The 24,330-nt window shown below is 29.5% G+C and carries 21 protein-coding genes; 7 read left to right on the plus strand and 14 right to left on the minus strand.

The window, feature by feature from the left end; genetic code table 11:
* Positions 1-125: 125 nt before the first annotated feature.
* The 3 genes from psyc5s11_RS19990 to psyc5s11_RS20000 form a co-directional block, all read right to left on the minus strand.
* Positions 126-917 (minus strand): HAD-IIA family hydrolase, encoded by a 792-nt coding sequence (locus tag psyc5s11_RS19990; RefSeq protein WP_224038234.1) that lies wholly within the window; start codon positions 915-917, stop codon positions 126-128.
* A gap of 1 nt (position 918) precedes the next feature.
* Positions 919-2,094: a sn-glycerol-1-phosphate dehydrogenase gene (locus tag psyc5s11_RS19995; protein WP_224034240.1), complete on the minus strand. Its 1,176-nt coding sequence runs from the start codon at positions 2,092-2,094 to the stop codon at positions 919-921.
* Positions 2,095-2,237: 143 nt separating this feature from the next.
* Positions 2,238-4,193, minus strand: coding sequence for a glycoside hydrolase family 127 protein (locus psyc5s11_RS20000; protein WP_224034241.1), 1,956 nt, complete (start codon positions 4,191-4,193; stop codon positions 2,238-2,240).
* A gap of 187 nt (positions 4,194-4,380) precedes the next feature.
* On the opposite strand from psyc5s11_RS20000, the gene psyc5s11_RS20005 reads away from it, so the two are divergent.
* Entirely contained in the window at positions 4,381-5,280 is a 900-nt protein-coding gene (locus tag psyc5s11_RS20005; protein WP_224034242.1) for an AraC family transcriptional regulator, read from the plus strand.
* A 238-nt stretch (positions 5,281-5,518) separates the two neighbouring features.
* Positions 5,519-6,433: an ArsR/SmtB family transcription factor gene (locus psyc5s11_RS20010; RefSeq protein ID WP_224034243.1), complete on the plus strand. Its 915-nt coding sequence runs from the start codon at positions 5,519-5,521 to the stop codon at positions 6,431-6,433.
* A 123-nt stretch (positions 6,434-6,556) separates the two neighbouring features.
* Here the strand turns inward: psyc5s11_RS20010 and psyc5s11_RS20015 are convergent, their stop codons facing one another.
* The 5 genes from psyc5s11_RS20015 to psyc5s11_RS20035 all read right to left on the minus strand — a co-directional run bounded on the left by psyc5s11_RS20015 (position 6,557) and on the right by psyc5s11_RS20035 (position 12,963).
* Positions 6,557-7,981, minus strand: coding sequence for an arabinan endo-1,5-alpha-L-arabinosidase (locus psyc5s11_RS20015; protein ID WP_224034244.1), 1,425 nt, complete (start codon positions 7,979-7,981; stop codon positions 6,557-6,559).
* Positions 7,982-8,141: 160 nt separating this feature from the next.
* A complete protein-coding gene (gene arfA, locus psyc5s11_RS20020; protein ID WP_224034245.1) occupies positions 8,142-9,659 on the minus strand; it encodes an arabinosylfuranosidase ArfA in 1,518 nt (505 codons plus the stop codon).
* A gap of 74 nt (positions 9,660-9,733) precedes the next feature.
* On the minus strand, positions 9,734-10,633 hold the full coding sequence (locus psyc5s11_RS20025; protein WP_224034246.1) for a carbohydrate ABC transporter permease: 900 nt from the start codon (positions 10,631-10,633) through the stop codon (positions 9,734-9,736).
* A gap of 1 nt (position 10,634) precedes the next feature.
* A complete protein-coding gene (locus psyc5s11_RS20030) occupies positions 10,635-11,525 on the minus strand; it encodes a carbohydrate ABC transporter permease (RefSeq protein ID WP_224034247.1) in 891 nt (296 codons plus the stop codon).
* 97 nt (positions 11,526-11,622) lie between these two features.
* Positions 11,623-12,963, minus strand: a complete 1,341-nt coding sequence (locus psyc5s11_RS20035) for an ABC transporter substrate-binding protein (RefSeq protein ID WP_224034248.1) — start codon at positions 12,961-12,963, stop codon at positions 11,623-11,625.
* A gap of 527 nt (positions 12,964-13,490) precedes the next feature.
* Between psyc5s11_RS20035 and psyc5s11_RS20040 the strand changes: the two genes are divergently transcribed.
* The gene (locus psyc5s11_RS20040; RefSeq protein ID WP_224034249.1) at positions 13,491-14,168 is read left to right on the plus strand and encodes a DUF624 domain-containing protein; all 678 of its coding nucleotides are present in this window, start codon (positions 13,491-13,493) and stop codon (positions 14,166-14,168) included.
* 253 nt (positions 14,169-14,421) lie between these two features.
* On the opposite strand, the gene psyc5s11_RS20045 is transcribed toward psyc5s11_RS20040, so the two are convergent.
* Positions 14,422-15,180 (minus strand): exodeoxyribonuclease III, encoded by a 759-nt coding sequence (locus psyc5s11_RS20045; RefSeq protein ID WP_224034250.1) that lies wholly within the window; start codon positions 15,178-15,180, stop codon positions 14,422-14,424.
* 480 nt (positions 15,181-15,660) lie between these two features.
* Between psyc5s11_RS20045 and psyc5s11_RS20050 the strand changes: the two genes are divergently transcribed.
* Together psyc5s11_RS20050 and psyc5s11_RS20055 are read left to right on the plus strand one after the other, a co-directional pair.
* Entirely contained in the window at positions 15,661-16,302 is a 642-nt protein-coding gene (locus tag psyc5s11_RS20050; RefSeq protein WP_224034251.1) for an undecaprenyl diphosphate synthase family protein, read from the plus strand.
* A 94-nt stretch (positions 16,303-16,396) separates the two neighbouring features.
* Positions 16,397-16,666 carry a DUF1294 domain-containing protein gene (locus tag psyc5s11_RS20055; RefSeq protein WP_224034252.1) on the plus strand — a complete coding sequence of 90 codons (270 nt, stop codon included), beginning with the start codon at positions 16,397-16,399 and terminating at the stop codon, positions 16,664-16,666.
* On the opposite strand, the gene metA is transcribed toward psyc5s11_RS20055, so the two are convergent.
* Entirely contained in the window at positions 16,653-17,567 is a 915-nt protein-coding gene (gene metA, locus psyc5s11_RS20060; protein WP_224034253.1) for a homoserine O-acetyltransferase MetA, read from the minus strand. The genes psyc5s11_RS20055 and metA overlap by 14 nt on opposite strands.
* A gap of 444 nt (positions 17,568-18,011) precedes the next feature.
* Here metA and psyc5s11_RS20065 point away from each other — a divergent pair, with 444 nt between their 5' ends.
* Positions 18,012-19,070: a lactonase family protein gene (locus tag psyc5s11_RS20065; RefSeq protein ID WP_224034254.1), complete on the plus strand. Its 1,059-nt coding sequence runs from the start codon at positions 18,012-18,014 to the stop codon at positions 19,068-19,070.
* An 82-nt stretch (positions 19,071-19,152) separates the two neighbouring features.
* Here the strand turns inward: psyc5s11_RS20065 and psyc5s11_RS20070 are convergent, their stop codons facing one another.
* A complete protein-coding gene (locus tag psyc5s11_RS20070; RefSeq protein ID WP_224034255.1) occupies positions 19,153-21,237 on the minus strand; it encodes a YgiQ family radical SAM protein in 2,085 nt (694 codons plus the stop codon).
* A gap of 197 nt (positions 21,238-21,434) precedes the next feature.
* Between psyc5s11_RS20070 and psyc5s11_RS27935 the strand changes: the two genes are divergently transcribed.
* The gene (locus tag psyc5s11_RS27935) at positions 21,435-21,569 is read left to right on the plus strand and encodes a hypothetical protein (protein WP_258712366.1); all 135 of its coding nucleotides are present in this window, start codon (positions 21,435-21,437) and stop codon (positions 21,567-21,569) included.
* Between the two features lie 250 nt (positions 21,570-21,819).
* Here the strand turns inward: psyc5s11_RS27935 and psyc5s11_RS20075 are convergent, their stop codons facing one another.
* The 3 genes from psyc5s11_RS20075 to psyc5s11_RS20085 form a co-directional block, all read right to left on the minus strand.
* Positions 21,820-23,175, minus strand: coding sequence for a PFL family protein (locus psyc5s11_RS20075; protein ID WP_224034256.1), 1,356 nt, complete (start codon positions 23,173-23,175; stop codon positions 21,820-21,822).
* Positions 23,176-23,188: 13 nt separating this feature from the next.
* Positions 23,189-23,458, minus strand: coding sequence for an ACT domain-containing protein (locus psyc5s11_RS20080; RefSeq protein ID WP_224034257.1), 270 nt, complete (start codon positions 23,456-23,458; stop codon positions 23,189-23,191).
* Positions 23,459-23,695: 237 nt separating this feature from the next.
* The gene (locus psyc5s11_RS20085) at positions 23,696-23,989 is read right to left on the minus strand and encodes a hypothetical protein (protein ID WP_224034258.1); all 294 of its coding nucleotides are present in this window, start codon (positions 23,987-23,989) and stop codon (positions 23,696-23,698) included.
* Positions 23,990-24,330: the final 341 nt, after the last annotated feature.

Consider the following 24,330-nt stretch of genomic DNA (forward strand, 5'->3'; position numbering starts at 1 on the left):
AGTGAACTGCATAAACAGAACTTCAATTTCCATTTTAACAGCTCACTTTATTTTTTATAGTTTAAATTTATATAATATAATATAATATAATATAATATAATATTTAAGATTAAACTTAATAAATTTTAAATTGATATTTCTTCAAATAACTCTTTAATAGTGTCAAAACTATATGTTGGTTTAAATTCAGTATCTACTATATCTTCTTTTGTTGCTTCTCCGGTAAATACAACGCAAGTATCAACACCTCCATTTATTCCACAAGCAATATCTGTATATAGTCTATCTCCTATAACTAAAGTTTCTTCCTTTGTAACTCCAGTTTGTTTTAAACACATTTCTACTATAGCCTTATTAGGTTTCCCAATATATAAAGGCTCCCTTTTGACTGCATGACCTATCATTTCACATATTGCACCACAGTCTGGTACAAAACCAAAGGTTGTTGGACAAACAAGGTCCGGATTTGTCCCTATATAATCAATATCTCTAGTAATTAATAATTCACATATCTTTTCTATCTTTTTATAATTCAATTCATTGTCAAAGCCTACTACTGCGCAAACAATATCTTCATCTTGCTCTTCTGTAACATTTACTTGGAAACTTCTTAATTCTTCAATAAATGATTTTGTCCCAAGGATAAATATTTTTTTATCATTATAGGTTTCCTTTAAATATAGCGCTGTTGCATAAGATGAGGTTACAAAACTTGTTTCATCTACTTGAATACCAAACTTCTCAAATTTTACAATATAATCTCCAATACTTTTAGTAGAATTATTTGTTATAAAAATATACTTACCACCAATTCTTAAAACATAATTCATAAAATCTAAAGTTCCATCAATTAGTGTAGTATCTAGTGCTATTGTTCCATCAATATCTAATAGAAATAATTTTTTATCTTTCAGCATATCATTCTTCTCCATAAAATAAATTTGTTAATTTATCTGCACATTCTTCTAACTTGTTTTCATTTTTTGCATATTGTAAAATTGTATACCTTGGTCTAATTTCAAGTGCATGAATTACACTTCTATGAAATAATTCTTTTTCAATGCCTAAAGTTTTAGGGCTTGATGCAGCTCCAATAGAATCTAATAATTTTATAATTTCTTCTGGACTTGGAACCTTTATTCCATATTTTTCTTCTATTTTAAGTTCTTTATATATCAATGCAGATATAACAGTACCAACTCCTACTGAATTACCATGAAGTGGATGTTCTAGCTTCCTTGAAATTTTGTCAATCTCCCAATAATGAGAAAGATGATGTTCTGCTCCCGATGCTGGTCTTGAATTTCCTGATAACGTCATAGCTACACCTGATAAAATAAGAGCTTCTGCTATATCTCCTATTGCTTTAGCATCTCTATTAACTGCACCTTCTATATTCTCAAAGCATTTATTCATAGCTTCTCTTACTAGTGTTTCTGTTGTATGACAAAAATATTCATCATTCATTTTATGAGATAACATCCAATCAGAAAGTGCTGTGTATTTTCCGAGAATATCTCCAAATCCTGCACATATCATTTCAAAAGGTGCATCTTTCATAATATTAGAATCTGCTATAATTGCATATGGTGCAACCCCTGGATATGTTACTTTTGTTTCATCGATAATTAATGGCGATACTGTTGATGCATATCCATCCATAGATGGCGCAGTTCCCATAATAACATATGGTATTTTTGTTTTTGCACTTATAATTCGAGCTATATCATTAATACTTCCTGATCCCACAGCAACTAAAAGCTCTGTATTATCGTCAATTTCAACGAGTACTCTTCCTATAGCTCTTTCATCTGGAACTAAATCACCTTGTCTACTTAATACAATACTGTTAATTATGTAGCCTGCTTCCTTAAGTTTACCTTCTACAGCTCTACCAAGAGCATCATAAGTGTTATTATCACTTACAAGTAAAATCTGTTTTGGTAAAACTTCCTTTACAATATCAACAATTTTTGAACTTACACCTTGTCCAACATAAATGTGCTTCATTTCTATTTTATGGTGTTTTCCACAACTACATTCAAACTCCATATTAGCCATTTCTTTTATTGGCTTATTTAAAATTTCATCCATAATAGACCTCTTCTCTTATTTATATTTATTTGATTGTGCCTTAAGTATACATTTATATAAATTATATAACATAGCTAAACATATAAACAGCGTACAAGTTCCTATAATACAAAATTTAATTAGTCATATAAATGAATAGTATATTATATTTGCGCAGTCTTTACCCATACTAACATTTCTCCTGGATTTCTATTTGCCCATGAATAATATGGAATCCATTTAAATTTTTTATCTTCAAATTTAATTTCTGCTTTAGATTTATATAGCTTATATTCATCGCATTCTTGGTTTTTTATAAATTTTCCATTACCTTCAATTGTTACAACTCCACCAAGTAAATCTTTTTCATATTTATAAGTAAATTCCGGATTATTGCTCACATAAACTCTGTGTAAATCAGCTCCATTATCTTCTTCTTCAAGGCAATACACAATTGGTCCTCTCATAATAGCGACCTTTCCAACATTTTCTCTAACATTTGGATTAGAAGTCATTATTTCTACTGGCATTTCAAAATAAATATTAATTTTATCGTCATTTTCCCAAATCCTTGCAATGTATGCATATCCATCCACGACTTTATATTCAACTTCCTGATTGTTTACTTTTATTGTATGCTTTCTACACCACTCTGGTATTCTTAATGATAATTCAAAATTAGTTTCCTCTTTCATATTTAAACTAATATTAATGCTTTCATTCCAAGGATACTCTGTTTCAACATTAAATATTATGTCATTATTCGATAGATTTGTGGAAATCTCTCCCCCCATATATAAATGCATAAATATTGTATTTTCTTTTAATGAATATGCATAACTCCCAATTGAAGACAAAAGTCTTGCAATGTTAGGAGGACAACACGCACATCCAAACCATTTTTGACGTTCTGGTTTCACATGGGCTCTTAAATGATCTTTTAAAGAAGCTTCTGGCACTACTTCTAATGGATTTACATAGAAAAATTTAGTTCCATCAAGTGACATTCCACTTATGATACCATTATATAACGCTTTTTCCATAACATCTGCATATTCAGATTTTGGTGTGATTTCTAGCATTCTTCTTGCAAAAAACACCAATCCAATAGATGCACAAGTTTCAGCATAAATAGTATCATTAGGTAAATCATAATCATAAGTAAATGCTTCTCCATATTGTGATGATCCAATTCCTCCTGTTATATACATTTGCTTTCTAGTCATATTATCCCATAATCGTTTGCATGCTTCTAATAATTCATCGTCATTGGTTTCCTTAGCTACATCAGCCATCCCAGAATACAAGTACACTGCTCTTACAGCATGACCTTCAGCTACATGTTGTTCTCTAACTGGTTTTCCTGCTTGATAATACTGATATTTAAAATAGCTATCTTCCCACCAAAATTTATTTTCGTGTTTAAGACCTTCTTCTTCAAAGTATAAAGGAGATCTTCCTCTTTCATCTATAAAATATTTTGCTAGTTTTAAATACTTCTCATTGTCTGTGATTTTATAAAGCTTAATCAATGCCATTTCAATTATTTCATGACCTGGATATCCATGTTTTTTATTTTCTTCACTTCCAAAAATAGTGTCTACATAATCAACATATTTAATTGTTGCATTTAAAAGTTTATCCTTACCAGTTCCTTGATAATATGCTACTGCTCCTTCTATCAAATGTCCTAAACAATATAATTCATGATTATCTTTTAAATTAGTCCATCTTTTATCTAATCCATTTATAATGTAATAGGTGTCTAAATATCCATCTGGCTGTTGTGCTGCACAAACAATATCAATTGCTTCATCAGCAGTTTTCTCTAAATTCTCATCCTTATGCCACATAAGTGAAAATCCAACAGCTTCTATCCATTTTGCAAAGTCACTATCTTGAAATACAAAGCCTTTAAATTCACCTTCCATCATGTTTGCTGCGATTTTAAAATTTTGCATACAATAACTAGGTTCTGCCCCTTCAATCCTATCGTTTAATGCTTCCCATTGATAAGGAATAACATTATTCCTTACAAGTTCCATCATATTTCTCCAAAAGTTATCCGTTACATTTATCGAATCTATTGGTAAAGGTTTACTAAATTTATTTTTATCCATTATTAATTCCTCCTAAAATTTAAGTTAGTGTCAAAATCATGATATTTATATTAAAGATATATTCTAATATCTATTTTAAAAATTTCTTTAAATATCCGAATAACACTAGCATTTATATATTAAACTATAGTATATTTAATATATATAAACAACTTTCATTTCAATAGAAAAGGTGGTTAAATCCTATATGTTTTATTTTATTTCTGATAATAAACACCCACTTGATCATTGCTCTAGTGGAAAATTAGTAAATAGTGAAAATTTCATTCATTCAAAGAGAAATTTAGATGTTTTTGTTATATTAATTGGATGTGAAGGCACTCTATATATCGCCCAAGATGATAAAAAATATGAACTCACTCCAAATAAATTCGTTATTTTATTTCCATCCCACACTCATTATGGTTACAAAAAATCCGAAGGTAACCTTTCTTACTACTGGTGTCATTTCAAAATAACCTCTAATGGATATAAGCTTTTCAATGATGAGCAAATTAATAATTATATATTAGAATTAAAAAACAATCCTTCAGAAAATGAATTTTCAAGTGTTTATATGTTACCTGAGTACGGTTCAATTTCATCAGCTGCTAGAACAAGTCTTATTTTCAGGCAACTTCTCGACTTAGCTAGCAAAAAAAGCTACTCTAAGTATTTAACAAATTATGCCTTAAGCCTACTGGCAATGGAAATATCCCAAGATTTTATAGATAGTATACTTCTTCAAGATGAAAATTTTACAAATATAAACCATAACATAATAGATATTATGGATTGGATAAATATAAATTATAATTCAAATATATCTGTCAAACAAATTGCAGATACCTTTAACTATAATCCTGATTATCTCTCTTTATCATTTAAAAAATATACAGGTTTACCCCTTTTAAAATATATTAATAAAACAAAGATATCAGTTTCCAAACAACTTTTATTAAATTCCTCTTTCTCTATTAAAGAAATTGCAAGGCAAGTAGGTTTTAATGATGATAAACATTTTATGAAACTCTTTAAAAAATTTGAGGATGTTACACCAACTCAATATAGAGATGCTTATTTTAGAAAAATTTTAAATAAAAGTTGATTTTCAGTAAATTAACTAAAACAATCCTATGAATTTAGTTTTATTTTACAAACATTTAAAATAATCATTCACTTTTATCTTATTCAATAGTATAATAATGTTGCTACAATAAAACACACCACTTTTTAAGACTAATTTATGTTTTATAAACAAATTAATTATTTGTAAAACAATTTTTCTGAAATATTAATATTATTATTAGTTTATATATATTAAATAAATTATATCGGAGGTTACTATGATTCATATTACTGATCTAAAAGAAAGTTTGCCACTCTTTAAAGCTTTAAGCTCTGACGTAAGAGTAACTATAATAGAGCTTTTATCTACATATAAACAACTAAACATGAATGAATTATCTGAAAAACTTAATTTAACTAATGGTGCAGTCACCATGCATATAAAGAAATTAGAAGATTGCGGATTAATTAAAACAAACAATTTAACTGGAAAACATGGTTTACAAAAGATATGTTCCCTCCATGAAGATAAATTTATAATCGATATAGGTACACAAGATGTTGTAGATTCTTATGATATTGATTTAAATATAGGTCATTATTCTAATTATGACATTGCTCCAACTTGTGGTCTTGCAACTCAAGAAAAGATTATAGGAGAAGTAGATAATCCTAATTATTTTGCAGATCCAGAAAGAATTAATGCAGATATATTGTGGTTTACTAAAGGCTCTATAGAGTATAGAATTCCAAATTATCTAAAACCTAATGAAACATTTTCAGAATTACAAATATCCATGGAAATAAGTTCAGAAGCTCCTGGTACATGTACTATCTGGCCTTCTGATATACATTTTTTTATTAACAATGTGAATGTTGGTAGCTGGACTAGTCCTGGAGATTTTGGAGATAGCAAAGGAATCTTAACACCATCTTGGTGGTTCCCTAACTGGAACCAATACGGTTTGTTAAAACTTTTAAACATAAATTCTTTTGGAACTTTCATTGATGGAATAAAGATTTCAGACATAACTCTATCAGATTTAGAATTGAATTACAAAAGTGATATCTTACTTAAGCTGGCTGTTCCAGAAGAAACAAAACATGTTGGTGGTTTAACTATCTTCGGCAAAAATTTCGGTAATTATAGTCAAGGCATAAGTGTAAGACTTATTTACAATACATTAACTTAATAATATAGCATAGCTATATCTATTAATTATTAGCAAAAAGAGTACACTTGTTTTGTGCAGAATTTCATGCAAACAATTATACTCTTTTTCTCTATTTCATGATTATTAATATATTGAATTTATTTATCTTATTAATTTACCCCATAAAGCAACTCCATTTCTATTTATTGCTGTAAATACTAAAGTTGATTTCTCATTTTCAAAATCCCATGATGGTATTACTTTTCCATTATATTTAGTTTCTTCTCCATTATTACTCATTTCAATAACGATATTATTATCCCCTGTTAATTCCCATTTTCCTGACTGCTTTTCACTTTTTATCTTATTATTACTCTTAAACTCATATTGCAGTGAAGGTATTATTTCATTAACATTCTTATCCTGTAATATCAATTGCCAGTTACCTATAATAGCATCTTTTTCTATCTTTTCTTCTGTTTCACCTGTATATCTCTCTGGAGATACCATAGGCCAGCCATCTTCTGACCATAAAATTTTTCTTACATTTAGGTAAAACCAATCGGTCTTTTTCTCCGTTCTTACATGATGTGCTATATAGTAATTTCCATTATCCTTTAATACAGAATTATGACCTGGTGCTATAAAACCTTCACTATCTCCAAATTTATATCCGCCTAAAACTTTATTACCAACTTCATTATAATTCGAATTTGATATATCAGTCATGTCATTGCCGTTACTATCTAAGTATGGCCCTTCAATATCATCCGCTCTTCCTACTCTAACATTGTAATCTGAAGACAACGAACCATACGAAACAAATAAATAATATTTCTTTTGTTCCTCATTATATATAATAAATGGCCCCTCTACAGCTCCACTTACACTTCCATTCCTTTGTGCGATATTTTTCCCTTTGTCACTTTGATTTACTAGCTTTCCAGTATTATTATCAAGTTTTACTATATATATTCCACTCCAAAATGACCCATAGGACATCCACATTTGACCATCCTTATCATAAACTATATTTGGATCTAAGGCATTTCTATCCTCTCCTTGATTTGTTTTTAAAACAAGTCCTTGATCTTCCCATGGACCCTCTATAGTTTTACTTTTTAACAGCCCTATATATGATTTATTTTTACCAAAGCTTGATGCACAATAATATAAATAATATTCATTTCCTACTTTAGTTACTTCAGGAGCCCATATACCCTGTGCACGACTCCATTTCTTTGCTTCTTCTGGAATTCCCTTTAGCGCTTGCCCCACGAACTCCCAATTAATTAAATCTTTAGATTTTCTCACTTGTATTCCTGGAGTTGCTGATCCGCCTACTCTAGCATCTGTTGAAAATACATAGTAGGTATCTTTATCTTTAAATATTGACGGATCATGAGCCCCTAAAGTCCCCCAATTCTTTTTATCAAGAACTATACTTGGATCTCTTGATTCTTCTAACTTTGGGTTTTCCGGAAAGCTGATTTTTGCCAAGCTATTTTCACTATTTTGTTTTGATGAACATCCTATTATCCCGATTAGAGATAATAATACTGCTAAAACTAAAATCTTCTTTTTCATCTTTTAACTTCACTCCCTATATAATGAAATAGGATTTAGCACATGCAAACATATACTAAATCCTAATTTCTATAAATTATAATGAACTTAATTTTTAAGCCATTTTATTTACATAAACAACTCATCCCAAAATGCTGTTTTTATATATTCTTATTACAAACTATTTATTCTTTCCTAAACGGATTACGTTCCAAGATGCTTTTCCTAAAGCTGAAGTAATTATTCCATCCACTAGCTCACTTCTGTTAACGCATTTTGGTGTAACAGCTTCGCCTTTCGCAGAGTTTACTATCTTCATATCCTCATGTTCTAATACAATGTGTTCAATGATTTTAAAATCACCAAAACTTCTTACATCGCAAGTTAATTCAATATCTTCTTTTAGATTACGATTAACTGCAAATATAGTAACTTCATCCTTTTCTTCATTATATACCGCTATTGATTCAATATCCGCTACATCTGTAAAATCTATAGTATCATGTTTTGGTGAAGAAATTACTGGCTCTAGTGCAATTCCTCTACCATATTTTGAAGCATGTAAATATGGATAGTATATAGTTTGCTTCCATGCAGGACCATTTTCTTCAGTCATAATTGGTGCGATAACATTAACTAATTGTGCTAAACAAGCCATTTTAACTCTATCAGAATGTTTCATTAAAACTATTAACATAAGTCCAACTAATAGAGCATCTTCAAAATTATACATATCCTCTAAAAGCGCAGGTGCCTTTTGCCATGGATCATTTTTCATTATATTCTCATCATCTGAATTAGAATGAAACCATACATTCCACTCATCAAAACTTAGATTCATAGTCTTCTTGCTACGTTTTTTAGCTTTAATATAGTCACAAGTAGCTGTAACAGTTTTAATGAAATGCTCCATATCAACACTTTGTGCTAGGAAATTTGAAGTATCATTAAATCTATTTCCATAATATTGATGAAGAGATACAAAATCCGCTACCTCATAAGTATGATCTAGTGTTGATGCTTCCCACTCTGGGAAAGTAGGCATTGCTGTATTTGAACTTCCACATGAAACTAATTCAATATCTGGATCTATTAATTTCATTGCTTTTCCTGTTTCTAAAGCTAACCTTCCATATTCCTCTTGAGTTTTATGTCCTATTTGCCATGGCCCGTCCATTTCATTTCCTAAACACCATGTTTTAATCTTATGTGGAGTTTTAACACCATGCTTTATTCTTAAATCACTGTATTTTGTTCCGCCAGTGTGATTACAGTATTCTAATAAATTACAAGCATCTGATATTCCTCTTGTTCCAAGATTAACTGCCATCATCACTTCTGCTCCAACAGCTTTAGTCCATTTTGAGAATTCATTTAATCCAATTTCATTAGTTTCAAGGCTTCTCCAAGCAAGTTCTAATCTCTTTGGTCTTTCCGCAACTGGTCCAACACTATCTTCCCAGAAGAAATTTGATACGAAATTTCCACCTGGATATCTAATTATAGGAACATCTAGTTCTTTTACTAACTCTAGTACATCCTTTCGGAAACCATTTTCATCAGCTGACATATGATCCGGCTGATAAATCCCTCCATATACAGCTCTTCCTAAATGTTCAATGAAAGAACCATAAATCCTTTTGTCTATTTCAGATATTTTAAAATCTTTATCTATTACCATCTTTGCTTTTTTTTGCATTATAATCCATCTCCTCAGAAATTTAGGTTGAACTTTCGTCAAAATATATTTATATTATCTTCTTGTTAAAACTATTAGCCTTTTACTGCTCCAGCTGTCATACCATCAACAAAGTACTTTTGGAAGCACATGAACAATACAAATATTGGTAATATAGAAAGGAAAGAACCTACAAATAATAGGTTAAAGTTATTTCCATAAGGAGTCAATAACGTATTTAAACCTATTGGTAATGTAAATTTTGATGCGTCCTTTAATACCAACATTGGCCATAATAAGTTATTCCAGCTACCCATAGCATTTAAAATTCCCATTGCTGCAAAGGATGGTTTCATTATTGGTAAAATCAATCTAAAGAAGATACCATATTCTGATGCTCCATCTATTCTTCCTGCTTCGACAAGGTCTCTTGGAATTCCAGACAAATACTGTCTAAAGAAAAATATTGTCGAAGCATTTGCTATGCTAGGTAAAATAATTCCAGCGTAACTGTTTGTTAAATGCATAGCACTTACTTGACTGTAAAGAGGTAACATTAAAATTTCAAAAGGCACCATCATAACGAATAGAACACAAACAAATAAGAAATTTTTCCCTTTAAAATCATACATTGCAAACCCATATGCAACAAATGCACTGATAAATAATTGAAGTGCTACTTGACCTATTGTTAAAAACAAGCTGTTAAAAAACCATGTAAAGAAACTATTCTTTGCTGTAAATAAAATAACGTAGTTTTTAAGAGACATTTTAGATATATCGATTGATGCATCCATACCATTAGCAACTACTACTGCGCCGTCTTTAAAAGTTGAAATAAAAAGTGTGTAAAAAGGAATTAGCACTATTACTGCTATGACAGCAAATAATATAAAAATCATCACTTTAGTAGTTATGTTATGTCCTTGTCCTGCTATTTTTTGAGTGGTTTTTTTAGTTCTTTTTCTACTATTTAAACTTATATTAATTTGCATACTAATCCTCCTTCTTAAATGTTCCATTTAACTTTAATTGTACTAAGTTAATAGCCATTCCAATAATGAACAACACTAAACCTACAGCTGATGCATAACCCATAGCATTCTTCTCAATACCTTGTCTATATAAATATCCTACAATTGTAAGACCTATATTATTCGGCGAGTTGTTACCATTATACACCATGTAACTTTCTATAAACATTGCAAGACCTGCATATATAGATATAGTAAGTACATAAACAGTTGTTGGTTTAAGTTGAGGTATTGTTACATATCTAAACTTTTGCCATGTACTTGCTCCATCAATGTTTGCTGATTCATATAATTCTGCTGGTATATTCTTCAATCCTGATAAGAAATATAACATGTTAACGCCGGTCCATCTCCAACAAGCTAAAATTAATAATACAATGAACCCTGTAGTTCCATTTTTCAGCCATTTAAATGGATCCATACCAAATAATGAAATAACTTGATTCATTAATGAAGAAGCTTGTTCTCCGAAGCTAAACCTAAAAACTATACCGGCTACGGCAATAGATGTTAAAGCTGGTAAGTATAATGAAGCTTTAAAGAACTCTCTACCAACCATCAATTTGCTGTTTATGATACATGCAAGTACCATTGGAATTGGAATAAGTAATATTAATGTCCATATCATATATTTAAAACTATTCCACAATGCAAGTAAAAAAACCTTATCTCCCAATAATTTCGTATAATTATCTAATCCAACAAATTTTCTTGAACCTGGTAATATAGTTTGAAAACTCATTATTATTGTATTTATCATTGGAGATAAGAAAAATAATAAAAATACAAGAATAAACGGCAATATGAATACATATGGTGCTGCTTTTTTATTGTAAATAAATCCTTTAAACATTGCTCAACTTCCTCCTATTACAAATTTAGATAACACAGAGAAGCCATTTTTCTAGCTTCATCTTTTCATAAAACAGCTTCTCTGCATAATTATATTATTATTTCAATTCATTTTCTACTTGTTGTTGTGCTTCATCTAATGCTTGTTTTACATCTTTTTTATCTTCAAATATACTATTTAAAGTAACTGTACATAAAACGTTGTTGATGTTTGGACTAGCTTCAGTTGATTTAATTAATCCAATTTCATTTTTGATTTCATTTAATGTATCAAAAGGATTAGTCTTGAAGTATTTTACGAATTTATTTTCTGGATTATGAGTGATTGCTTTGTTAGTCCATAAATCTGTATTAGTTGGATCAAATCCCAAGTCTTCCCATATTGCTTGGTTTCCTTCTTCTGAAAGTTTTGCATATGCTAAGAATTCTTTAGCATTTTGTTTGTTTTTAGCTGTTTTAGTTACAACTGTACCAGTACCACCAAGACCTACAGAACGTGGTTGACCTTTTTCAAATACTGGAACTGGAGCAATTGCCCATTTACCTGCTTGATCAGGCATATATTGTAAGAATCTTGACATATACCACATAGCTTTAATTACAACTGCATAATCTCCATTGTTTATTGCACCTTCAGCATCTGTTGTATCAGGTTGTCCACCTGGAATAGTTGCAATTGCATGAGCATCTTGCATAGTTCTTAAAGTAGTAAGTGCTTTAACCATTTGAGGGCTGTTTATTTGTGGTTTACCACTTGCATCAGTAATATCAGATTTTTGTTGTGCTAACATAGCATTTATTTGCCAAGTAGCACTTGTATCAGCTGTACCGAAGTTTTTACCAGTTGCAGCATAATATTTTTCTCCTGCTTTTTTGAAATCATCCCAAGTTGCTATAGATTTATAATCAATACCTGCTTTTTCTAAAAGTTCAGTGTTGTAGTATGCAACAGTCGCACCAACATGTGTTGGTAAACCATATATTTTTCCATCTTTACTATAAAGATCAAGACGAGATTTAACTATTTTATCCTTATAAGGTGCAACAACATCATCAAGTGTCTCTAATTGAGGCTCTCCCTTTAAGAAGTTAGGGAATTTACCTAGTTCGATGTCGCATATATCAGGCGCGCCTTGTCCGGACAACAATGCAGATTGTAATTTATTGTGCATATCATCATAAGGAAGTACTGAGAAATTAATATCAAGTTTCTTATCTGGGTTCTTTTCGTTCCATTTAGCTAACATTTTTTCGTAGAATTTAGCATGCAATTCAACAAATGTCCACATTTCCAATTTTTCCCCTGAAGCAGCTTCCTTTCCACTAGAACTGCTACTAGTGGAAGCACCATTTCCGCCGCATCCCATAAACATTGTAGCTACAAGAGATGTAGTCACAGCTATAGTTGCAATCTTCTTTAATAATTTTGCACTTTTCATATTATTTACCTCCCATTATTTTGTCAATTTATTAATGAACATCGTTCTTCTTTAAGTTAAACTTAAAATAAATATACTTAATTAAGAACAATGACCAACTCAAGTATGTAATAATTTTTATCATACAATATATACGTTTACTTTAAATTCCTATACACATACATGTATTAATTTTAGTTTATATATATATAAATTAATTTTATATATATATTTTCTTTATTCATCTTTATATATTATATTTTTGTATTTTCTGTACTTCTTTAAGCTTAGTAATCCTTTTCAAATGTTATATTGTTGTATTTTTCTTTACTCTCATACTTTTATTATATTCATTTATATATTAAAGTCAATACATTTGTATTATATTTATTTAAATTATTTTACTTTTTTTTAAAATAATCTAATATATATTGCAGATTGATTTTTCAAATGCTATACTATTTTTAACTTGACCTAAAGTAAACATTATATTTGTTTGCTTATAATAATTGTATGCTTATTAGAAAACACTTAAGGAGATTGATTTTATGGGAATATTTTCACCGAACTTCCAACGTGAAGGTCCTGGTGTAGAAAAAGATTCGCCTTCAAAAGAAGGTATATCATTATTTTTCGAACTATTTATTACAAGGTTTTGGGATATTCTTAAACTGAATATTATTTTTATTATTTATTGCATACCTATTGTCACAGTTGGTCCAGCTTTCGGCGCTTTGACCTCAATTACTATGTCAATGATTCAGCGTAAACATATTTATATTTTCAGCGATTTTCATCAAGCATTTAAATCCAATTGGAAACAATCACTAATTTGTAGTTTTATAGTTGCTTTAACATTTACATTATTTGGTGTAGCACTATTCTTCTATTATAAATTGGCACAGCAACAACCTATATTTTATTGCATTTTCTTTGTATGCCTTTTCATTACCGTTTTGCTTGGATTTGCTTGTATATATATTTATCCTTTGCTCACTACAATTTCCCTTCCTATAAAGGATATTTTTAAAAACTCTATATTTCTTAGTATAGTATGTCTGAAGAATGCATTATTATCTGCTTTAGTTTGTGGGATTTTTTTAGGAATTAATATTGTCTTTTTCCCTTTAACTTTTCCAATTCTTTTAATTTTCACATTTAGTATGCTATCTTTTATTACCAGCTTTGCTGCATGGCCAGGAATAAAAAAATTCATTGTAAAATAATTTAGGCACATGAAAATAAATAACAAGTCCAAAGTTGCCATGAATATTTTTCATCAGGCAAGGAGACTAATTGCCCTCATAGCGGGCCTATTAAGCCAATTTGCCGACGCTGCATGATGGGAAATAGGCTGGCAAATGGACTTGTTATTTTTTTGATTGTGCCTTAATTTCAATACATAATAACTTATAAACTAAATTACCGGTATACAACATGTGTATACCGGTAATTTAGTTTGCAGTTTAATTATTAATACTATAGTTCAATCATTAATTCCACTGGACAATGATCTGAGCCTATTATTTCCATATGAATTTTAGAATCTTTTAATTTATCTTTTAAACTTTCTGAAACTAAAAAGTAATCTATTCTCCATCCTGCATTATTTGCCCTTGCATTAAATCTATATGACCACCATGAGTATGCATCTTCTTTATCTGGATAAAAATATCTATATGTATCTATAAATCCAGCATCTAAAAGCTGTCCTATCTTACTTCTTTCCTCATCACTAAATCCAGCATTTTTTCTATTACTCTTAGGGTTTTTAAGATCTATTTCATTATGAGCAACATTTAAATCTCCACATACTATAACAGGTTTATTTTCTTCAAGAGACTTTAAATAATCTTTAAAGACATCTTCCCACACCATTCTATAATCAATTCTTTCTAAACCTTGTTTTGAATTTGGAGTATAAACATTTACTAAATAGAACTCTTGAAATTCTAATGTGATTACTCTTCCTTCCGTATCATGCTCTTGAATTCCCATGCCTATTTTCACATTTATTGGTTCTTCCTTTGTAAATACTGCTGTACCTGAATATCCTTTTTTTTCTGCATAATTCCAGTAAGATTTGTAACCTTCTAAGTATAAATCTATTTGCCCCTCTTGAAGCTTGCTTTCTTGTATACAAAATATATCCGCATCTGCTTCTTTAAAATATTCTTCAAATCCTTTTTTTACACAAGCTCTTAATCCATTAACATTCCACGAAATTAACTTTTTCACGTATATATCCTCCTACCTATCATGGTCAATAATTTTTATATAATAATAACTATTATATAGTATATTAAAATTATTATCTATATTTATTTTTAATTTAAAGTTCTTTTACGAACTGAAATAAAAATAATATTTTACTTTTTTCATTTTTCTGACATAACTTTGACACATTATAGTAATATAATAATATATATAAAGTAGTTAATTACCCCTTATTAATTATAATAGTCATTTTGAATAAAGAAATGGCAAAACCAAGTATAAGATCCCCTATCTTATACTTGGTTTTTTTATTTGTGAAATGATCTTGGTTGCGCTTCACGCTTTTTTTATTGGGGAAAGTTCTTGGTTGCATTTCGTGCTTTTTTTATCAGGGAAAGTTCTTGATTGTGCTTCGCACTTTTTTTATATGGGTGTATTTTTTACTATTACTTGGTTATACTCTTAAGATGCACTATTAATTATAAGAGGTGAAATAAAATTATGAGAATACCAAAACATATAGGTATTATTCCTGATGGCAATAGACGTTGGGCTTTATCCAATGAACTTAGCAAACATAAAGGATATGACCACGGAATAAATCCCGGGCTACAAGTTTTTAAATTATGCCAAAAAGAAAATGTTCAGGAAGTAACCTTTTATGGTTTTACAATAGATAATACAAAACGTCCTAGTGATCAAAAAGAAGCCTTCACAAAGGCTTGTATAGATTCAGTTATGCTTTTAACAAAAGAAAATTGTGAAATATTAGTCTTAGGAAATACTGAATCTAGTTGTTTTCCCAAAGAATTATTACCATTTACCACCAGGCAAAAATTTGGCTTAGGTGGGATTAAAGCAAACTTTTTAATTAATTATGGTTGGGAATGGGATTTAAACTTATTAAAAAATAGTGATCCTTCAAAAAAGCACATTCAGCCATATTTACATTCAAAGGATATTTCTAGAATAGATCTTATAATACGATGGGGTGGACGAAGACGATTAAGTGGTTTATTACCAGTTCAATCAGTTTATTCAGATTTTTATATTTTAGATAACTATTGGCCGGATTTTAAAGAAGAAGATTTTTGTAACGCGCTTTCCTGGTACAATGAACAAGACATAACTCTTGGGGGGTAATTAAACTTTGGCTTCTTCAAACTATTAATAATTTTTGTACTCCAATATAAATTATGTTATCATAATAATAAATTTATATATTGGAGTGAAAATTATGCTTAAAATTGGATTAACATATTTATTTATTATTAACTTGCTAGGGTTCTTTATAATGCTTATGGACAAGCAAAGAGCTATCCATAGAGAATGGAGAATACCCGAAAAGACTCTACTTGGAATTTCTGTTTTTGGCGGAGCTATTGGTATGCTATTTGGAATGTCTTGTTTTAGACATAAAACAAAGCATAAGAAGTTTACAATCGGGGTTCCGTTTATACTTCTTATGCAGATTTTTCTAATTATATTATATTTTAAAGCGTACTAAGATCATAAGGTGTATTTTGATATACACAATAATTTAACCAATTACCAAAAACTATGCTTGCAGGACCTCTCCATGTATATTGAGGGGTCTCATTTACATCGTTATTTTTGAAATAGTTTTTTGGTATTTCTATATTATCTCCCTTTTCTTTATCTCTTAGATATTCTTCTTTTAATGTATTTCTATCGTATTCCATATGCCCTGTTATAAATACATTTCTTCGGTTCTTTGTTGCTACAATAAATACTCCAGCATCTTCAGATTCAGATAAAATTTCAAGTTCTAGAACTTTTTCTATATCTTCACGTTTAACTTCAGTATGTCTAGAATGAGGCGCATAAAAAACATCATCTAAACCTCTTGTAAGATCAGCCTTTTCATCATTTACCCCATGTGAAAATATTCCAAACATTTTTTCTTTCAAATCATATTTTGGTATATTATAGTGATAATGCAAGCCAGCTTGAGCTGCCCAGCAAATGTGGACAGTTGAAAATACATTAGTTTTGCTCCACTCCATTATTTCAGTAAGCTCTTTCCAATATGTAACATCTTCAAATTCCATTTGCTCAACTGGAGCTCCAGTTATTAGAAGTCCATCAAATTTTTCATGTTTTATATCATCAAAGTAACTATAAAACTTATTTAAATGTTCTGATGGTGTATTCTGAGAAACATAACTTTTAGTTTGAATGAGCTTTATTTCTACTTGCAACGGTGTATTAGATAAATATCTAAGTAATTGATTTTCTGTTACTATCTTTTTAGGCATTAAATTAAGAATTGCTATTTTTAGTGGTCTTATATCTTGATTATTAGCCCTCTCATCATTCATAATGAATATATTTTCATTAGACAAAACCTGAAATGCAGGCAATTCCATAGGAATTCTTATTGGCATTCCTAAAGTCCCCCTTCTATTTAAATATTTTATTTCGTAAAATTATTTTATTTAACTCTCTACAAATAAATGTCTGTTTAAAGACACCATATTACTATTATATCAAAGTTCTATGCCTTATCAACATTAATAAAATTAATTATATACATTCTATTTTGTTTTATTATTTAATTTTGTATAAAATCACCTAATCCAGGCAATTAATATTATTATATTTTACATATTTCTCAAATTTTAATTTTACCATTGATTATTTATAAAATTTATTTCGTCTATCTTTACATTTTAATATTAATTACTGTGTATAATTATGAATTTTTTGATATTTTTATTTGAAATCATTAAATAGTCAAAATCATGATTTCCTATGCTAGTTATGAGGAAAAATCCAACTTATATTTATGCTATACTTATAGCTATACACTAGAAAAGGGGGCATATATAATGGTACTACATCAAAATATTATCTTGGGGTTTATTGGAACTTATACTAAAAATAAAAGCAAAGGAATTTATCGAATTAATTTCGATATAACTTCTGGTAAAATTCAAAAAAGTAATTTAACTTATGAAATAGAAAATCCTACATATTTATCCATCGATAAAGTACGACATATTGTTTATTCCACTTGTAAAATTGGTGAAAAGTCTGGGGTATCATCATTTAAATATTGGCAAGAACAATATAAACTGTATTTAATAAATTCTAATCTTTCTGAAGAGAAGCCACCTTGTCATGTAAGTATAAGTAATATCAAACAAGTCTTAATTTCATCAAATTATCATGAAAATAAAATGCTTGTTTACAATACCTTAGATGGATTAATATTAAATTCTCCTGCACTTGGTAAACATAGTGGTTATAGCATAAATATTTCAAGGCAAGAAAAACCTCATATTCACTGTTCTATGTTCACAGCTGATGAAAAGTATATTTTATCCGTTGATTTAGGCATCGATAAAATGATAATTTATACCTTAGAAGATAATAACCTTGTAAAAAAAGATAACCTTAGTTATTCCTTTCCACCTGGAACAGGTCCTAGACATATAACTTATTCCAAGACAAAGCCTTTTTACTATATATTAAGTGAGTTAACTTCAGAAGTTTTTGTTTTTAAGTATAACTCAAAATCAGAAAATCCTTTTATTAACATTCAAGCTTTGAGTAGTTTACCTAAATATTATAGCGGTAACAAATCAGGTGCAGCTGTGCGTATTCATGAAAATAATAAATTTTTATACACTTCTGATAGAGCCAATAACTCTTTAAGCTTATTTTTTATAAACCAAGATAATGGAAAATTAAAATATATAGATACTTTTTCTTGTAATGGAGATTCACCTAGAGATTTTCAATTAGACCCAACAGGTAATTTCTTACTTTGTGCTAATGAAAACTCCGATAATATATCTATATTTTCTATCAATCAAACAACAGGTGTATTAACATTTATAAACTCAGAAACTATTCCAACACCTACTTGTATAGAATTTGCTTAATATATTTTTTTTAATTAAATATGTGTTCAAAAAAGCCTTCTAATCGCAAAATTGCCATTAGAAGGCTTAAAAAAGTGAATTTCTATTTACGTTTAGCTTTAGTTTTTGTACTAGATTTTCCTTTACCTACTCCGGTACTTTTTCCTCTGCTGGTTTGAGTTTTATCACTATATTTACTTTCATTTTTATTTTTGTTTTTCCCATCATTTTTATCTTTAAATTTCCCTTGAACATGCGCGTTTTTATCGTTTGATTTCCCAGTTTTATTCCTATTTTTTTCTGCAGTACTTCCTGTACCTTTATAAGAATTGTTTTTATTATTTTCTCCTTGGACTTGCGTTTCTCTATATCTATTAGTACTCCCGTGATTCTTATCTCTTATAAGACACTCAGGTCCATTTCCAATTAAATCTGTTCTTCCAGCTTCAGTTAGTGCTTCATATACCAATGTATAATACTTTGGATTTTTAAATTGAAGAAGTGCCCTTTGCATAGCTTTTTCATGTTTAGTCTTCGGTACATATACTTCTTTCATCGTCATTGGGTCAAGTCCTGTATAATACATTGTAGTCGCTGGTGTCCCTGGTGTAGGATAAAAATCTTGTACTTGCTCTGGTTGATAATTTGTATCCCTTAGGTATTCTGCAAGTTCAATAGCACAATCTAATGTACTCCCTGGATGCGAAGACATTAAATATGGAATTATATATTGTTTTTTTCCTATTTTCTTTGTTAATTTCTCAAATTTAGCTACAAATTTATCATACGTTTCCCCTGCTGGTTTACCCATGTATTTTAAAACATCTTTTGAAACATGTTCTGGTGCTACTTTCAACTTGCCACTTACATGATGTTCTACTAATTCTTTAAAGAAAGTATCATCTTTATCAGCCATAATATAATCATATCTAAGCCCCGAACGAACAAATGCTTTTTTTACGCCTGGAACATTTCTTATAGCTCTAAGCAAATCTAAATATTCACTATGATCTACATCCATATTTTCGCAAACATCAGGTGATAAACATTCTTTTCCTTTGCAAGCACCAAATGCTAATTGTTTACTACATGCTGGTTTTCTAAAGTTAGCAGTTGGGCCTCCAACATCATGTATATATCCTTTAAAGTCAGGTAAATTTGTAATTTCCTCAACTTCTTTTAATATTGATTCCTTACTTCTACTTTGAACAACTCTTCCTTGATGAAAAGTTATAGCACAAAATTTACAATCTCCAAAACAACCTCTTGAGCTTACTGTACTAAACTTAACTTCTTCAATTGCAGCAATTCCACCTTTACCTTCATATATTGGATGATAATTCTTCATATATGGAAGTCCATAAACTTCATCTAACTCTTCTCTATTTAAAGGTGTCTCTGGTTTATTTTGAACTACATACTTATTTCCATGTTTTTGTACAATAATATGACCTCTTACTGAATCTTGTTCTTCATATTCAATTTTGCTTGCTTTTGCATACTTGTATCTATCTGTACAAACTTCTTTATATGATGGATTTTCAATATAATCCTGAACATCTTCTAAACTTTCTGTTGCATAGCAAGTACCTCGTACATAAGTTATATCCTTTGCAGCAACTCCATTTTTCAGACTTTCTGCAACTGCTACAATTTGTTTTTCCCCCATGCCATAAATAAGTAGATCTGCTGTACTATCAATAAGTATTGATTTTCTTACTTTGTCACTCCAATAATCATAGTGTGCAAATCTTCTAAGACTTGCTTCTATTCCACCAATAACAATATTAATATCCTTATACGCTTCCCTTATTTTATTACAGTAAACAATAGTTGCCATATCTGGTCTAAGTCCCATCTCACCACCTGGTGAATAAAGATCTTTTTCACGTAATCTCTTGCTTACTGTGTAATGGTTAACCATAGAATCCATATTTCCTGCATTAACTAAAAATCCATATTTAGGTCTCCCTAATTTTTGAAAATCATAAACTGACTTCCAATCAGGTTGTGCTATTATTCCAACCTTATATCCATGTGCTTCAAGAACTCTTGAAATAATTGCAGTTCCAAAACTATGATGATCTATATATGCATCAGCTGTGACTATTATAAAATCACATTCATCCCAGCCTCTTTCTTTCATATCCTTTTTGCTTATTGGTAAAAACTTTTTTTCATTTATCATATTTGCACCTACTTAATTTTCTTATGTTTTTAATTTTCTCTTTCGCTATTATAACATAAAGAAACTTAATCTGTATCATTTACAATATGAATTGAAATAAAAATCCAAAGTCATTCTTTATTGTGTAACACTTTTTAATTATGTTGAATATATTATTACTATAACAAATGATTAGATATGCAAAGGAGAAATGAATTATGAGTAGTTGTAATAGAAATTGCTGTAGGCATCACCGTAGAAATTGTTGTTGCAATAACTGTTGTGGATTTAATAATGGATTTAATGGTGGATTTAATTCATTCTTTTGGTTACCTTTCTTATTTTTCTTATAAAAATAACTAACTTCCACTTATATTATTAAAATTATTCACAATTACAAATATACAAAAGATTAAATCTTCATGGATATTATGTTATAAAATTAACAACAAATATCATATGAAAAAGACCTAAAAGATATATTAATTTAATCTTTTAGGTCTTGATTTTTTATAAGGATTTATATATGTAATTATTTGTTACAGTCTCTAATTCATTTCTCACTTTTAATCTATTCCCGTATTTACTTAAATATATTTTAGGTTAGTTCTTAAATGAATGTATAGGTGCTGGAATTCTTCCGCCTCTATTTGCAAATAATTCTGATGATTTTCCGTTTACTTTCATTACAGGTGCTCTACCTAAAAGTCCACCAAATTCAACCATATCTCCAACTACACATCCTGGTGCTGGTATAATTCTAACTGCTGTAGTCTTATTGTTAATAACTCCTATTGCAGCTTCATCAGCAATCATTCCTGCAATTGTTGAAGTTGGTGTGTCTCCAGGGATTGCAATCATATCAAGACCAACTGAACATACGCATGTCATAGCTTCTAATTTTTCTAAATTTATTGATCCACTATTAACTGCATCTATCATAGCCGAATCTTCTGATACTGGAATGAAAGCTCCACTTAATCCTCCAACATGGCTACATGCCATAACTCCACCTTTTTTAACTGCGTCATTAAGCATTGCAAGTGCTGCAATAGTACCATGAGTTCCAACTTGTTCAAGTCCTATTTCTTCTAAAATTTCACCAACAGAGTCTCCAATAGCTGGTGTTGGTGCAAGAGATAAATCAATTATACCAAAAGGTACATCTAGTCTTCTCGCTGCTTCTCTTGCAACTAATTCACCCATTCTAGTAACTTTAAATGCAGTTTGCTTAATTGTTTCTGCAACAACGTCAAAAGATTCTCCGCGCACCTTTTCAAGAGCTCTCTTAACAACTCCAGGTCCACTTACTCCAACATTTATAATTTTTTCAGCTTCTCCAACTCCGTGGAAAGCTCCTGCCATAAATGGATTATCTTCAACTGCATTTGCAAATACAACTAATTTTGCACATCCAAATCCCTTTTGATCCTTAGTAAGTTCTGCAGTTCTCTTTATAACTTCTGCCATATCTCTTACTGCATTCATATTTATTCCTGATTTTGTACATGCTACATTAACAGATGCACAAACTTTTTTTGTTACTGCTAGTGCTTCTGGAATTGAACTAATTAAAATTTTATCTCCTTTAGTGCAACCTTTTTGAACTAATGCTGAAAATCCACCTAAGAAATCTATTCCGAGCGTATGAGCTGCTCTATCTAAAGTTCTTGCAAACTCAACATAATCAGTTTCATCTGTAGCTCCGCAAATTATTGACATTGGAGTTATTGAAACTCTTTTATTAACTATTGGAATACCAAATTCTGATTCTATTTGTCTACCAACTTCTACTAAATGTTCAGCAGCTTTTGTAATTTTATCATATATCTTAATTCTAGCTTTATCTCCATCTGGATCTATACAATCAAGTAATGAAATACCCATTGTTATAGTTCTTACATCTAATCTTTCTTCTTCAATCATCTTTATTGTTTCAAGTATATTATTAGTATTCATAAGCCCCTCCTAATTATAATGAATGCATTGACTTAAATATTTCTTCTCTTTGTATCTTTATTTCTACCCCAAGTCTTTCACTTTCAGCTGTAAGTCCGCCGCGAACATCTTCAAAGCTTCCTTTCATATGTTCACAGTCTAATACCATTATCATAGTGAAAAACCCTTGCATTATAGTTTGATTAACATCTAATATATTTATGCTATATTCTAACATTTTTTGACTAACCCCTGCTATAATACCAACTTTATCTTGCCCAATTACTGTTAATATTGCTTTCATGCTTATCTACTCCATTCATAAGTTTATTTTTATGCTATATTTATTCTATAATTTATATTATATTTTGTCAATTTTCACTGAACATTTTACAATATTTTTTTCTTTTTGTTCGTGTTATTTCTTTTATTTTACAGTTTTTATGTTATTTAAAATACTAAATAATTATATTAACAAATAAAGCAGTAAGTTCACATACTTACTGCTTTAAATAAATTTAATCTATTTTTTTAATTAATATTATTTCTTTTCACTTAATTTTGTAGTGCTTAAATGTTCACTAGATATTCTTTCTTTATTTTTAGATTTTGTATAATCATTTGAAAAATATATTCTTAGGCTTTCATCATTATTTTCAGCATTAACTTGATACATTATACTTTGTACATACCCATGGATGAAATCATCTTTGCTAAAAAACAAATTTATTTCCGTTCCAACTTTTGTAATAACATCTATTACATCTTTCAAGTCTTTTGATTCTTTTGTAAATACAATATCACCACTATCTATAAGACAAAACTCAACCTTCATAGCATTCACCCCTTCCTGTTATTAAAATTATATAATTATACAAGTATTATTACAACCACCATAAACTAACGATTCGAGTTATATATTACTATTAACGCGTAATAATCATACTTGCTTTTCTATATTCACAATATACCTTGATATTTTTCTACTGTATTAATAATAAAACTTATTATAGAATGAACATTAATCTGATATCTTTAAATATCTCCTAAGCTTATTTAAGAGATATACATTTATAATATATTTAACCTATGTTTTGATTCCACCTCTTACTATATCTAAAATTTACTTTGACTTTTCTGTTATAAATTTATGAGAAGAATTGTTCAGACTCTACC

Origin of the sequence: Clostridium gelidum, assembly GCF_019977655.1 — a bacterium.
Taxonomy (GTDB): Bacteria; Bacillota; Clostridia; order Clostridiales; family Clostridiaceae; genus Clostridium; species Clostridium gelidum.

Coding starts and splice junctions, on each gene's coding strand:
- psyc5s11_RS20055 (WP_224034252.1), top strand. CDS start 16,397: ATGCTTAAAATTGGATTAACATATTTATTTATTATTAACTTGCTAGGG.
- psyc5s11_RS19995 (WP_224034240.1), bottom strand. CDS start 2,094: ATGGATGAAATTTTAAATAAGCCAATAAAAGAAATGGCTAATATGGAG.
- psyc5s11_RS20035 (WP_224034248.1), bottom strand. CDS start 12,963: ATGAAAAGTGCAAAATTATTAAAGAAGATTGCAACTATAGCTGTGACT.
- psyc5s11_RS20015 (WP_224034244.1), bottom strand. CDS start 7,981: ATGAAAAAGAAGATTTTAGTTTTAGCAGTATTATTATCTCTAATCGGG.
- psyc5s11_RS20030 (WP_224034247.1), bottom strand. CDS start 11,525: ATGTTTAAAGGATTTATTTACAATAAAAAAGCAGCACCATATGTATTC.
- psyc5s11_RS20000 (WP_224034241.1), bottom strand. CDS start 4,193: ATGGATAAAAATAAATTTAGTAAACCTTTACCAATAGATTCGATAAAT.
- psyc5s11_RS20075 (WP_224034256.1), bottom strand. CDS start 23,175: ATGAATACTAATAATATACTTGAAACAATAAAGATGATTGAAGAAGAA.
- arfA (WP_224034245.1), bottom strand. CDS start 9,659: ATGCAAAAAAAAGCAAAGATGGTAATAGATAAAGATTTTAAAATATCT.
- psyc5s11_RS20085 (WP_224034258.1), bottom strand. CDS start 23,989: ATGAAGGTTGAGTTTTGTCTTATAGATAGTGGTGATATTGTATTTACA.
- metA (WP_224034253.1), bottom strand. CDS start 17,567: ATGCCAATAAGAATTCCTATGGAATTGCCTGCATTTCAGGTTTTGTCT.
- psyc5s11_RS19990 (WP_224038234.1), bottom strand. CDS start 917: ATGCTGAAAGATAAAAAATTATTTCTATTAGATATTGATGGAACAATA.
- psyc5s11_RS20040 (WP_224034249.1), top strand. CDS start 13,491: ATGGGAATATTTTCACCGAACTTCCAACGTGAAGGTCCTGGTGTAGAA.
- psyc5s11_RS27935 (WP_258712366.1), top strand. CDS start 21,435: ATGAGTAGTTGTAATAGAAATTGCTGTAGGCATCACCGTAGAAATTGT.
- psyc5s11_RS20050 (WP_224034251.1), top strand. CDS start 15,661: ATGAGAATACCAAAACATATAGGTATTATTCCTGATGGCAATAGACGT.
- psyc5s11_RS20080 (WP_224034257.1), bottom strand. CDS start 23,458: ATGAAAGCAATATTAACAGTAATTGGGCAAGATAAAGTTGGTATTATA.
- psyc5s11_RS20070 (WP_224034255.1), bottom strand. CDS start 21,237: ATGATAAATGAAAAAAAGTTTTTACCAATAAGCAAAAAGGATATGAAA.
- psyc5s11_RS20025 (WP_224034246.1), bottom strand. CDS start 10,633: ATGCAAATTAATATAAGTTTAAATAGTAGAAAAAGAACTAAAAAAACC.
- psyc5s11_RS20005 (WP_224034242.1), top strand. CDS start 4,381: ATGTTTTATTTTATTTCTGATAATAAACACCCACTTGATCATTGCTCT.
- psyc5s11_RS20010 (WP_224034243.1), top strand. CDS start 5,519: ATGATTCATATTACTGATCTAAAAGAAAGTTTGCCACTCTTTAAAGCT.
- psyc5s11_RS20065 (WP_224034254.1), top strand. CDS start 18,012: ATGGTACTACATCAAAATATTATCTTGGGGTTTATTGGAACTTATACT.